Below are 13,242 nucleotides of genomic sequence, written 5' to 3'. Positions count from 1 at the left end.
GTTTTTCACTCTCCGGCTTGGTTATTTAAGTTATCGGTCGGCAAAAATTTTCCTTTAGTGTTTTTTTTAAAAAAAACATAAACAACTGATTTATCGAGACTTTTTGTTTTATATGGAACAAAGGACAGGAAGTTATGGCTATGAGCTTATACTGAAGAAATGTATTGAAAGTACTATTACTTTCAATACATTAAATTAGATAGTAGTGTTTTAGGCTGTTTTGAAGAAGGTAACCTTTAAAGGCTACCTTTTTAACGAATGTAGTCTAATAAAGAAAGGTTAGTTAGGCGGCCAAATGTTGCCTGAGAGGCCTGTAATGCAGTTTCATGCTTGGTGAGCTCTGAAATCGCTGAATAAAAATCGACTTCAATCAAAGCCGCTTTATTTGCTTTATTATCAACGTCCAAGTCTGAATTTGCATCAGATACAAGCTTTGCAGCATTTAACCTGCCACCAAGCCCCGCTTGTCCTTGCGATATTTTAATCTTGGCATTATCTAGGCCAGTAATACCATCAGCCAGTACCTGTTTGTAATCATCACCCGTAATACTGGTGTCTCTCAATGACGTAATCATAGATTCTAATGTATTTAGAATGTTTTCCTTCTGAGGCTTTTCCAAATCAAAGCTTATTTGGCCTGGCGCAGCACCAGCGAAGTCAAACTCCATGCCAGCGACTTTAATAGTTCCGCCTTCTGCAGTACCGGTTGAAATAACCGTTCCCCCCTGCTCAAGCTGGTAAGTATTTGGTGTACCCGCTGTCACTACTAAGTCAAAGGTGTTTGCACCTGCAGGCGCACTTGGATCCGCGTTGTAATTCGCTTTATGAAACTTATCAAACACAGCTTGCTCATCTACATAAACCGATGCAGAGGTGATACCACCGGAAACCACACCTGTATTTGAAGTAATATTCAGTCGCTTCTCTGCACTTTCAAATACATCAAAACCGTTATCACTGGAACGTATCTCGACGCCCTCAGAAACTTTTATTTTGTGTTGTCCTTGGTCACCGTTATATACGTACTTTCCAGTTGCTGAATCAAAGCTATAAGTTTGCGTATTGTCTTGGTAACCGGAAAATATAAACTTACCATCTTCACTTTTTGAGTTCATCAAATCCAAAATAGTATCTTGGATTGACTCTAGCTCGTCAGCGATTGCTTGGCGGTCAACATCGGATAACCCACCATTACCTGCTTGTATCGACTTGGTATAAGCACTATCAATGGCCGTTTTAATATTTTCTAGTACTGACTCTTGAGTGTCTAATCTCGAAGACAACATAGTCAAATTCTTAGTAAACTGATCGTTTGCTTGGATCCGGTCGTCAAAAAGCATGGCTCTAGCAGTCGCTGAAGCATCATCAGAAGCACTCAACACCCGCTTTTGCGTGTTCAACTGCTGTGTTGCTTTATTCACGTCTTGCTGATTACGCAAAATAGAATTGAGATTAGAATTAAAAATTTGATTTTGAGATAAACGCATAATTACCTCGCTGCACTTAATAAGGTATCGAACACAGTTCTTGCTGCCGAAATGACTTGCGCCGAAGCCGAGTAAGACTGTTGAAAACGTAACAAGTTGGCCGCTTCTTCATCTAGATTTACACCGGATAGAGACTCAAACCATGCGCTTGACTGATTAGCCAACGCTTCAAATGCCGCGCCATTGGTTTTCGCTTGATTGGTAATAACCCCTACACCAGTGACAATATCGGCATATGCTTCATTAAAGGTTTTATGGCTTTCTGTACTACCTGTAGACTCTACATTTTGTCTAACTAAATCCGATGATTTCAGACCATCGAGCGCTGCACCATTACGGTTGTCATCAAAGCCACCAGTGTTAAAACTAATCTCAAAACTATCACCGGTATTCGGCGTACCCTCAATATCGAAAGTGAAGCCAAGATTATCAAAAGGTGCAGGCGCTGCTCCCACTCCAGAAAGAATATCTTTACCATCCGCAGGAGCCGTAAAGGTATGCGTTGTACCTGAATTACTGGTTAACGTATATTCGTTAGCATTGGCTGTTTTAGTCAACGTATAAGGACCATCATTCAACGTTGGCGGCGTTCCCGCAGTAAACGCACTGGTCGTGGGATCGGTATCAGTGACGACTCCGGCTGAAATGGTCGCCGTACCATTATTGTCTGCTGATTTTTCAGTACGAATTGGCGACGCTAATGCGAGAGCTTCTGGTCTTTGAGTTGCAAGCTCCAATCCAGTTGCAGCCTGTTGATTTAATTTCACAAGAAATCTATCGCCTGTTGCACCACTACCCGTTACGTTCATTTGTAAGCCAAAATAATCGCCCGTTCCCGTGATGACTCCACCTGCAATATTACCAGTCGTCGGAGTACCGATAGGATTGCCTTTGGCATCTACAGCTGTTATTTCAACGGTTGTTGCACTGGTATAAGTAACTTGGAAATCGGTAGCTGGCAACTCATTGCCGCGCCCAGGCTCAAGTGTTGCCGTAAGCGCTGCGGTGCCTGTATTTTCGCTGTAAGCAAAGCCACCCACGGTAGGTATTTTAAATATATCTCCACCTATGTTGCCATCTAAGTCCATTCCCAATCTATTTTGCTGATTAAAAGCATCTGCCAATGCGAGGCCAATTTGACCTAGTTGGTTTTGTGCCGGGATCAACACTTCATCTCTAAACGCCAGTAACCCACCGATTTTGCCTTTCAAGCTGCCGCTATCTAACTCGAGCTGCACAACATTTTTATCTTTAATGTCTAGGATTAGTTCTTTATGGTTAGGATCTGGGTTGCCTTTCATCGCGAATAAATTGAAGGCTCCACCTTGCATCACAAGTGCATCCCCAGTGCCTAAAAATACGAGCTTCTCGCCATTTTCACCATCGAGTGTTTCTATATCTACAAGTTCAGCGAGTTCCTTGATAGCTTGATCTCGCTCGTTAAGTACACTGTGATCGACATTGTTCAGATTGAGTGCTGATTTACTCGCTACTTGTTTATTTAACTCGCTGATTTTTTGCACAAGGTTGTTAGCTTCTTCTGAGAAAATATCCAATTGCTCGTTCACAATACTGTTTTGATCAACAACTATTCCTGACAGTCTATCCATTTGATCAACAAGACCTTGAGCGCCCGTCATAAATAAAGAGCGGTTAGTTGTCGATGAAGGCAAGTTAATCGCGCTTTGTAAATTGTTAAACATCGAGTTGATGCTTTTGCTCAGACTGTTTGAGTCTTGTGCAAACAACGTATCAACACGGCTTGCCTCAGTGACAAACTGCTCGTAGTAAGACTGATTAGAAATATCACGATTTAATTGCTGCTGCGCAAATTGGTTGAGCAAACGCACGGTTTCACCGCGGCCAACCATGCCACCTATCATTGTTCCGTGTTCAGTCCGTTCACGGATATACCCTTTGGTATTTAGGTTAGCGATGTTTTTACTGGTGGTTTGTAGTAACTCAGAGTTAGCCCTAACCCCTGCTGCACCAATATTTAATAGATCAAATGACATCTCATCTGACTCCCTTTGTTAGCGCACCGGATAAGAAATCGGATACATCAATACGCTTTAAAACTGACTTAATTTTGTTGGCATAACTCGGATCGGTCGCGTAGCCTGCATTTTGAAGCTCACTTAAATAAGCATGACTATCACCAGCCTTGTTTAAGGCTTGCTCGTATCTCGGATTACCTTTTAGGAAACTGACATAATCATCAAAGCTTTGTTCTAGCGACTTATAAGCACGGAAATCAGCTTGCTTTTGCACCGGTAACCCTTGCTCAAATTCAAGTGTCGATTTTCTGGCGCTTTCACCACTCCAGCGGCTATCCGCTTTGATATTGAATAGATTAAAACTGCTACTACCATCTTTTTTGCTGATGATGTGTTTACCCCAACCAGTTTCCAGTGCAGCTTGTGCAACCATTACCGCAGGGTTCAAGCCTAGCTTTTTCGCCGCTGTTTGAGCGTATTCCCAAATTCTGTCGACGAATTCCTCAGGAGAACCAAAGCCTGTTTGTTCATCGCTTGAGGTATCTGCCTTAACATTGACAGCCTGCGGTTCAGGTTTACGTACACTCTCACTCGCTGTCGCCTGTCTTTTAAAGGAAATATCGCCGTCAGCTCTCATTACTGAGGCAGGCTTATACTTTTCAGAATTAGGAGACAACTGCTGCACAATCAGATCTGCAAGTCCTAAGCTGCCCTGCTCAGATAAATGCATCGAAAGTTGCTGATCATGCATTTCTTCAAAAAATTTGACACCACTAGAGTTAAATGGACTGTCTTTATCCTCTAGCGCCTCATTCGCTTTACGCATGCTTTGTAACAACATTTGCGTAAAGATAGACTCAAACTGTTGTGCCGCCTTTTTCAATGCCTGATCTGAGGCACCTTGATCGCCAGCACCTTTCAGCGCCTCTTTACGGATAGAATCAAGGTTTCCTAGGTCAAAAAAGCTTTGATTTTTCAATTGGTCGGTGTTCATACACTCAGCACTGTTTGACGTTAATAACTATACAAATAGAAATGCAAAATCCGAGCCAAAAAAAAGCCCCACAATTGTGAGGCTAACTAGTTGATTAATAATAGAACATCAAATGACGACTAATTGACCATTTATTGCGCCCGCTTCTTTTAGCGCTTCAAGGATCGCCATTAAATCACCAGGCGCTGCGCCAACTTGGTTAATTGCCCTAACCAAATCATCAAGGCTCACGCCTGGGTCAAACACAAACGCTCGAGAGTCGTCCTGATTTACGTCGATAATACTTTGCTGCGTCACTGTTGTTTCGCCATTTGCCAGCGCATTAGGTTGAGACACATTTTGTTGCTCAGCAATCGTTACGGTAAGACCGCCATGAGTAATTGCCGCAGGCTGCAACTTGACATTTTTGCCGATAACGATAGTACCTGTGCGCGAGTTAACGATGATCTTCGCAGCGGTATCCGCTGGTTTGAATTCAAGATTCTCAAGCGTAGATAGATACGCAACGCGCTGAGACGGATCTCTTGGTGCAATTACTCGAACTGAAGCTGCATCCATAGGTTTAGCACTGTTTGGTCCAACAAGACCATTGATAGTGTCGGCCAAGCGCTTTGCGGTAGTAAAATCCGGCCTATTCAAGTTAAAGGTAATGTAATCACCCTGAGTAAACGGACTTGGTACTGCTCGCTCCACTGTCGCGCCGTTTGCCACCCGACCTACTGTCGGGGTATTGATCACAACTCGACTCCCGTCGGCGCCATCAGCGCCCAAACCACCGACAATCAAGCTACCTTGCGCAATTGCATATACGTTACCATCAACCCCTTTAAGAAAGGTCTGAAGTAACGTGCCGCCTCTCAAACTACCAGCACTACCAATAGATGACACAGTAACGTCAATGGTTTGACCGGGTTTAACAAAAGGTGGTAAGTCAGCATGAACCGCAACAGCCGCGACATTTTTAATTTTTGGCTTTAAGCTTGCTGGCATCGTGATCCCAAAGCTATTCAACATCGCTTTAAAGCTTTGCTCGGTAAATCTGGTTTGCTCACCGGTACCAGGTAAGCCCACAACTAGGCCGTAACCAACCAGTTGGTTTGAACGAACACCTTCAACCATACTGACATCTTTAACTCGCTCAGCAGATGCCAAAGAAGAAAAACCAACCAACGTAATGGCCGCACCGATAAGCAAAATATTCTTAAGCATATTGTTCATTTTCAGCACCTTAAAACGGCATCAGCGCGCTCATAAAGAAACTCGTTAACCAACCTGCACTTTGCACTTCTTGTTGGTCGCCTTTACCTGAATATTGAATTCTAGCGTTTGCCACTCGATTGGATTCAACGGTGTTATCTGCGGTCACATCCTGAGGCCTTACTAACCCTTCTAAGCGAATAAACTCTTCGCCAGTATTGAGCGTTAACCACTTTTCGCCACGGATCACTAAATTGCCGTTTGGAAGTACTCGGGTGACATTGACCGATATATTACCAAATAGGCTGTTTGACTGATTGGCTTGAGAATCACCAGAGAATGAAGAGCTTGAACTTGCTCCAAATTGTATCGCTTCCTTACCAATATTGATGGCATTGCCACCAAGGCCAATAATCGGATCAAGACTAGCGTCACTAGATTTATCAAGTTGAGAATTCGCAGCTTTGGTCGCCTGGGTCGTTTCTCTGAGTACAATGGTAATAATATCACCGACTCTTAACGCTTTTTTGTCAGCATAAAGATCATTGGAAAACTGCGTATTAAACAATGACCCTGTTGCCACCATTTGGGCTTGATTATCCTCGGGATAGATAGGTGCATAATACGGGTCGTCACGCACCACATTTTTATTTTGTGTTGTACTACATCCAGATAATGCAGCGACCGTTACGATGGCTAAATATAATGCACGCATAATACCCCCTACCCAATTACAACTGTTGATTAATGTAGCTCAGCATCTGATCTACCGTTGAAATCACTTTTGAGTTCATCTCATACACGCGTTGTGTCTCGATTAGATTTACAAGCTCTTCGGTCACATTAACGTTTGACGTCTCAAGTGCGCCTTGAACTACTTTACCTAGCCCTTCAACGCTTGGATTACCTTGTACAGGTGCACCACTTACCGCAGTTTCTGTGTACAGATTTTGACCAATTGGCTCAAGACCTGATGGATTAATAAAGTCACTGATCGTCAATTGCCCAATGACAACGTTTTCAGCTTGCCCTGCAACGCGCACTGATACTTCGCCATCTTGAGAAATAGTGATTGACTGTGCATCGTCGGGCACATTCATCTCTGGTAACACAGGAAAACCCGCCCCAGAAGTAACTATCCGTCCCTCTTCATCCGTCGTGAACTGACCGTTTCTTGAATACGCAGTTGTGCCATCTGGCATCTGAATCTCAAAAAAGCCCGGACCTTGGATCATCCAATCCAAAGAGTTTTCGGTACTTAACATATTACCTTGAGAAAAATTCTTTTGGTTAGCGACCACTTTGGCACCTGCACCAAGCATTAAGCCTGATGGTAGTTCTGTATCCTGAGAGCTGCGGCCACCTGGTTGATTGATGTTTTGATACAGCAAGTCTTCGAATATCGCCCGACTCTTTTTGTAGCCGACGGTACTGGCGTTCGCCAAGTTGTTCGAAATAACTGAAATATCAGTTTGCTGAGCATCTAAGCCTGTTTTACTTATCCACAATGCTGGATTCATAATCTCTACCTCACTCTTAAACTATGCGTAGGAGCGAAGTGTGTCGCTCATCTATTTCTTCAGCTGTTTTCATCAGCTTAATTTGCATTTCAAATTGTCTTTGATGGTTGATCATATCCACCATCTCATGAACGGGATTGACGTTGGACATCTCTAAGAAGCCACTCATTACTTTTGCAGTTGGAGATATTTCACAAAAGCCACAGATCCCATCTTCTAGCTTATCTTCTTTTGGTCTATACAGGCCGTCATTGCCCTTTTGTAGCTTACTATTATCTGCTTCAATAATTTTCAGCCTATCAACCACCTCAAGAAAGTTAGCGGGGGCACCTTGTGGACGCACTTGAATAGAGCCATCGTCACTAAACACCACTTTATCAACGGGAATAGGTAAAACAATAGGTCCACCTTCGCCAATAAGTTGACGCCCGTGAGCTGTGACTAACGCACCGTCATTACGAATATTAAGCGTGCCGACTTTGGTGTAAGCTTCTTCGCCCGAGGCGTCAACGACGCTGATCCACGACTTATCATCTACTGCAATATCAAGCTCACGACCAGTTTCAACGATTGCACCACCGGTCATATTCGTACCAGGACGTTCTTGCATAGCAAAAACCCGAGAGGGTAACCCTTCTCCGAATGCCTGCATTGAACGCGCTTGAGCAAAATCTGCTTTGAAGCCAGTCGTGTTGGCATTAGCAAGGTTATTCGCTTTGAGTGCCACACCGCGTAAGCTCTGCTTAGCGCCTGACATTGCGATATACACCATTTTATCCATGACGATGACCTATAAAATTCAAACTTAATCTAGTTAATGCAAACACAGTGCCAAAGTGATGAGATGTTTTTGACGGGCATAAAAAAGGCTGCCTTTGTAGCAGCCTTTGGAGGGCATAATATATTATCGGATCTGTAATATATTTTGTTGTAATGTTGAGTTAACCTCAAGCGCTCGAGAGTTCGCTTGGAAGTTACGCTGGGCACTGATAAGGTCAACCAACTCGTTTGTGAGGTTGACGTTCGACTGCTCTAACGCCGATGAACTAATACCACCAAGCGTACCTGTGTTTGGCTCGCCTGCTAGGGGCTCACCGGAAGATAGACTTTTCTTCCACTCAGTATTACCAATCGCTTGGAGGCCTTGAGAATTCGGGAAGCGTACGAGCGCGACTTGCCCTAGGAAAGTCGAGTCACCGTTAGTGTATGAAGCTACTACTTTGCCATCAGTACCAATATCAATACCAGCTAGTCGACCTACGGTTGCACCGTCTTGTTCCAGCGCTTTCACTTCAAATCGACCTGATGAATATTGTGTCGGTAACTTCTGAGCCGTGTTTGCTTCATCACGCCAGTTAACAACAATATCATTCGGGAAGGTTGCGCCGTTTTCTAACAAGTTTGACATACCAATAGTTGGATCGACCGCATCTTGAGGACCTGCAAGACTAAGCGGGTTAAACGTCGTACCCGTATTGTTACTAAATGTCAGTGGTGAAGCTGATGGATCATCCGCTGTTTGTGAAGGAATACCACTTGCGTCAAAACGAAATACGCTTACTGGAGTGTATGGCACAGGTGGTGTAGCGGTTGGGTCAATTTGCTGCGCATTGTGGTTAAATGGCTTATCGTCCATTGTTGCGTAAGTTGACCATTCATTATCCGCCGTTTTTCTGAAGAATAGCTGCAGTGTATGTGATTCACCCAGTGAGTCATATACCGTAATTGCCGTTCTTGAGTTATACGATGCACTTTGCGTAGGATCGAATGCAATCGTAGGTGGCTGCGCCGTTGCATCTAGATTAAATGATGTATAAATTTGCGATGTTGCTCGAGGAGACCCTGATGCATCTGGAATTTGAATTGGCGATGTTGTGCTTAGACTCAAAGACGTTGTATCACCTGTTGATGGATCAACAGGGAAGCCTTGCAAGTAGTCACCTTTTGCATTCACGATAAAGTTGTCTTTATTTAATTTAAATGCACCAGCTCGAGAATACGTAAAATCCTGTGATTGAAGAGAATTTGACATGGCAAAATAGCCTTCGCCCTCAATCGCCAAGTCTAGCGAGTTCTGCGTGAACTTTAATGACCCTTGGTGAAACTGCTGCGCTACCATAGTAGTTTGTACACCATCACCATTTTTCGTTTTGCCAGAGCTAAAAACCGAAGACGCGTAAACATCAGCAAATTCTGCGCGAGATTCTTTAAAACCCGTCGTGTTCACGTTAGCAATGTTATTTGCTGTTACGTCCAAGTCTTTTTGCGCGGCGGCAATACCTGTCAGTGCTATATTGAAACTCATACTCTCACCTCTAAGTTCTTAAGGTTAATTCTTTAAAACTACTATGCTATTTCAGCAATATCAGTTAAGCGCACCGCGCCTTCTTTGGTATTAATGACGATGCCGTTAGCACCATTAACATTAACACTGTCAATATTTCTAAATGTGGCCGAAGGTAAAGTCTGATATTCACCTTCAATCATGCCTTCGGCTTTTATGGTGTATTCCCCAGGGGGCATCATCTCGCCATCTTTATTCTTACCATCCCACTCAAAACGCACAGCGCCTACACTTTGCTCACCAAACTCAAGCGTCTTAACAATCGCTCCAGATTCGTCATAAATACCCACAGATAAATTCTGCACAGGCTCTTGGACAATCACCGAGCCCTTTGTAAGTGCATCATCACCATGTTCTAACGTCGTTGATTCGAGTAATGCTTTTTTACCAATCAGCGTTGATGCTTGAAGCGCTGAGTTAGAAGTCATTGATGCAGCTAACGAGTCAAAATTCTCATTTAGCTTCGAGATCCCCTCAGCCATGGTAAAACTGGTCATCTGCGCGATCATCTGATCGTTGTCCGCAGGCTTACTTGGGTCTTGGAAAGAGAGCTGTTGAGTAAGCAGCGAGAAGAAATCTTCTTGCGATAGCTCATCTCTGGGCTTTTTCTCCTCGGCCTGCTTTTGCCTATCCCAGTAGAGTGAATCTACACCCGTTGAAGAAGTGGCATTTACATTATTACTCATCAGCTGTTACTCCCAATTTAGCGCTGGCCTAGTTGCAATGTTTTACTAAGCATTTGCTTTGCAGCGTCTGCAACTTGAACATTGGTTTGGTAAGAGCGAGAAGCAGAAATCATGTTTGCCATCTCCTCTACCACATTCACATTCGGTTTATAAATGTAGCCATTTGCGTCAGCACTTGGGTGGTTTGGGTTGTACTCAACTTGAAGCGGCTTGTCGCTTTCAACCACACCTAAGACTTTTACTCCAACTGAAGATCCCGCAACATTGTTCTGGGAAGCTGCAGCTTTGGAAAGTTCAGCGGCAAATACAGGGTGTCTAGCGCGATACACAGTATCCTGACTAGAGCTCACTGAGTTTGCGTTTGAGATATTACTTGCGGTGGTATTAAGTCGCACATTCTGTGCGCTCATTCCTGAACCCGCAATATCGAAAACGTTATATAGACTCATTGTTATGCCCCTTGCCCGCCGAGTGCCTTTTTAAGGCTACTGAACTTACCACCAAGAAATTGCAAACTGGCTTGGTACTCTAATGCATTCTGTACATACAAGTTTCGTTCCACTTGTATATCAACTGAGTTACCATCACCTGTATCTGCTTGATTTGGCGAACGATATAGCTCAGATGAATTACTCATTTTGGTACCACCAGTGAGGTGTTTTGCATCTGTTCTAACCATATCATTGCCGCTTCTTTGCATTGTCTTTGCCGCTTTTAAAGCACTAGCAAAGTCAATATCTTTAGCTTTGTATCCTGGAGTGTCTGCGTTTGCGATATTGCTTGCTAGAATTTCAGCGCGCTGTGAGCGCAGCAGCATCGTATGCTGATGTATACCCAACGCTTTATCGAAACTAATTGCCATTATCTGACTCCAAAAAATTGACTCAGGTATGATAAAGCAATCTTTAGGCCAGTTTTAAAACAAGATTTATTCATTAAATTTCAATGTGTTACATTGTGTTTTTGGAATAATTAAACTTGAGCCAATATTGAGGAGTGAAATAAATAAGAGGAAGCGTCTGAAGAGTCAGCGGTTGAACTTAGAAAATCCAAGGTTAATTAGTGTAGACACTGGAACTGCGACTGAGTACAAATATTCAATACCTAATTATAGCGAACGTCCCTGCCGCTATATGTGAATATTAAGTCTTTTTCTGATAGATAATACCAGGATTACAACGGATCATATTAAAGTCGTCACTTAAACCCGCCATCGATTCTGACGCACCTAAAAACAAATAACCATTAGGATTTAACGACTGAGCAAATTGCGAAATGATTTTGGCTTTCACTTCCGGTGAAAAGTATATCAGGACGTTACGGCAGAAAATTACATCAAACTTACCCATCAATGCATAAGAATCTAGCAGGTTTAAATGTCTAAAACTGACCATTTTACGGATCGGTTCAACAACCTTAGCCATTCCATTGCCACTATCCATAAAGAACTTCTTTCTACGCTCAGGCGACAACCCTCGCGCCAACGCTAGCGCGTCATATTCAGCATTCTTACACATATCCAGCATGGTGTTAGAAATGTCTGTACCGACGATCTGCACACCCATTTTCAGCGCGCCAGGGCTTTTACTCACATACTCACTCGCAGACATCGCGATTGAATATGGCTCTTGTCCTGATGAACTTGCCGCCGACCAAATCTTAACTGGACGTCTCAAGTCTTTAAACTCTGGTAAAATTTTCGATTTAATTAGCTCGAACGGATAAGTATCCCTAAACCAAAGCGTTTCATTCGTTGTCATCGCGTCCACCACAGCGGCACGCAATTGCCGCTCATGGGGACTGAGTGTTTTAGCTACTAAGGACGAAAGTGTTTCCACACCAAAGCGAGCCATCAGAGGAGCGAGTCGGCTTTTGACCAAGTACAATTTATTGTCACCCAGTACAATACCGCACTGTTGCTCCAAAAAGGTTCTAAATTGATCGTACTCTTTTTGCTCTAAATGCTTATTTTCCAAGTGCTACCACCAGCTTTAATCACAATGAACCCATTTTTTAACCGCTGAAGCTAATTCATCTGGGTTAAACTTAGCAATAAAATCATCAGCGCCAACTTTCTCAATCATGGCCTGATTAAATACACCACTCAGTGAAGTATGGAGTATCACATGCAATGGCGCTAATTTTGGATCAGCTTTTATTTCAGCCGTTAGCGTATAACCATCCATTTCCGGCATTTCAACGTCAGAAATTAATAGCCCTACTCGCTCAGTGACATTATTTTGACAGTCCATTTCCGCAATTTCACGAAGCCTGATAAGTGCTTCTTTGCCGTTCTTCGCAAGTTCAGTCTGAACACCTAATGGCTCCAATGCGCGTTTGACCTGATTACGAGCAACTGCGGAGTCATCAGCGATAAAGACAATACGTTCGCCTAAATCTTTTTGCATTTCACCATCAGATACAATGTCAGCACTGACTTCTGTGTTGATTGGGCAAATTTCATTGAGGATCTTTTCTACGTCTAATATTTCAACTAGCTCGTTTTCAATTTCTGTAACCGCTGTCAAATAGGAATAACGACCAGCCCCAGATGGCGGGGGCATTATTTTTTCCCAGTTCATATTCACAATGCGTTCTACCGCACTGACTAGAAAACCTTGAACTGAACGGTTGTATTCTGCAATCACAATAAAACAGTTACGAATATCTTGAATAGGAGGTCCACCTACCGCAAGTGACATATCAATTACGGATATAGTTTGGCCTCGAATATGAGCAACCCCTCGGATAAGCGGGTTTGACTTGGGCATGCTTGTCAATGCTGGACATTGAAGCACTTCTCGGACTTTGAAAACATTAATGCCGAAGCGCTGTCGACCTTGAAGTCGAAAAAGTAATAGCTCGAGACGGTTTTGTCCAACCAGCTGTGTACGTTGGTTAACCGAGTCTAAAATACCTGCCATTTCAATCTCCTACTGTATAAACCGCTAATCGGAACGATCTTTGCTTCGACTCTGATATGGTTTACCACCCTTGATTAGGTGCAGTTATTAAAG

The 13,242-nt window shown here is 43.3% G+C and carries 13 protein-coding genes; all 13 read right to left on the bottom strand.

Features of this window, described 5'->3' with window-relative positions; genetic code table 11:
- Positions 1-251: 251 nt before the first annotated feature.
- The gene (flgL, locus tag MHN30_RS03155) at positions 252-1,487 is read right to left on the bottom strand and encodes a flagellar hook-associated protein FlgL (protein WP_039492572.1); all 1,236 of its coding nucleotides are present in this window, start codon (positions 1,485-1,487) and stop codon (positions 252-254) included.
- A gap of 2 nt (positions 1,488-1,489) precedes the next feature.
- Complete coding sequence (gene flgK, locus MHN30_RS03150) at positions 1,490-3,502, bottom strand: flagellar hook-associated protein FlgK (protein ID WP_039492574.1); 2,013 nt, start codon at positions 3,500-3,502, stop codon at positions 1,490-1,492.
- 1 nt (position 3,503) lies between these two features.
- Positions 3,504-4,478 (bottom strand): flagellar assembly peptidoglycan hydrolase FlgJ, encoded by a 975-nt coding sequence (flgJ, locus tag MHN30_RS03145; RefSeq protein ID WP_239358172.1) that lies wholly within the window; start codon positions 4,476-4,478, stop codon positions 3,504-3,506.
- Between the two features lie 108 nt (positions 4,479-4,586).
- Positions 4,587-5,687, bottom strand: coding sequence for a flagellar basal body P-ring protein FlgI (locus MHN30_RS03140; protein WP_010606307.1), 1,101 nt, complete (start codon positions 5,685-5,687; stop codon positions 4,587-4,589).
- A 19-nt stretch (positions 5,688-5,706) separates the two neighbouring features.
- Complete coding sequence (gene flgH, locus MHN30_RS03135; RefSeq protein ID WP_010369278.1) at positions 5,707-6,390, bottom strand: flagellar basal body L-ring protein FlgH; 684 nt, start codon at positions 6,388-6,390, stop codon at positions 5,707-5,709.
- Between the two features lie 16 nt (positions 6,391-6,406).
- Complete coding sequence (gene flgG, locus MHN30_RS03130; protein ID WP_039492578.1) at positions 6,407-7,195, bottom strand: flagellar basal-body rod protein FlgG; 789 nt, start codon at positions 7,193-7,195, stop codon at positions 6,407-6,409.
- A 16-nt stretch (positions 7,196-7,211) separates the two neighbouring features.
- Positions 7,212-7,976, bottom strand: coding sequence for a flagellar basal body rod protein FlgF (locus MHN30_RS03125; protein WP_010369280.1), 765 nt, complete (start codon positions 7,974-7,976; stop codon positions 7,212-7,214).
- A gap of 123 nt (positions 7,977-8,099) precedes the next feature.
- Complete coding sequence (flgE, locus tag MHN30_RS03120; protein WP_039492582.1) at positions 8,100-9,500, bottom strand: flagellar hook protein FlgE; 1,401 nt, start codon at positions 9,498-9,500, stop codon at positions 8,100-8,102.
- A 41-nt stretch (positions 9,501-9,541) separates the two neighbouring features.
- Positions 9,542-10,225, bottom strand: coding sequence for a flagellar hook assembly protein FlgD (locus tag MHN30_RS03115; protein WP_010606303.1), 684 nt, complete (start codon positions 10,223-10,225; stop codon positions 9,542-9,544).
- Positions 10,226-10,242: 17 nt separating this feature from the next.
- Positions 10,243-10,674: a flagellar basal body rod protein FlgC gene (flgC, locus tag MHN30_RS03110; RefSeq protein WP_010369286.1), complete on the bottom strand. Its 432-nt coding sequence runs from the start codon at positions 10,672-10,674 to the stop codon at positions 10,243-10,245.
- Positions 10,675-10,676: 2 nt separating this feature from the next.
- Complete coding sequence (flgB, locus tag MHN30_RS03105; protein WP_017218088.1) at positions 10,677-11,087, bottom strand: flagellar basal body rod protein FlgB; 411 nt, start codon at positions 11,085-11,087, stop codon at positions 10,677-10,679.
- A gap of 280 nt (positions 11,088-11,367) precedes the next feature.
- Positions 11,368-12,201: a protein-glutamate O-methyltransferase CheR gene (locus MHN30_RS03100; protein WP_010369291.1), complete on the bottom strand. Its 834-nt coding sequence runs from the start codon at positions 12,199-12,201 to the stop codon at positions 11,368-11,370.
- A gap of 15 nt (positions 12,202-12,216) precedes the next feature.
- Positions 12,217-13,149 (bottom strand): chemotaxis protein CheV, encoded by a 933-nt coding sequence (locus MHN30_RS03095; protein ID WP_010606301.1) that lies wholly within the window; start codon positions 13,147-13,149, stop codon positions 12,217-12,219.
- Positions 13,150-13,242: the final 93 nt, after the last annotated feature.

It is taken from the genome of Pseudoalteromonas sp. OF7H-1, assembly GCF_022347825.1.
In the GTDB taxonomy this organism is placed as follows: domain Bacteria; phylum Pseudomonadota; class Gammaproteobacteria; order Enterobacterales; family Alteromonadaceae; genus Pseudoalteromonas; species Pseudoalteromonas maricaloris.
The sequence above is the reverse complement of the archived record's forward strand: the minus strand, read 5'-3'. Positions and strand labels throughout refer to the sequence as shown.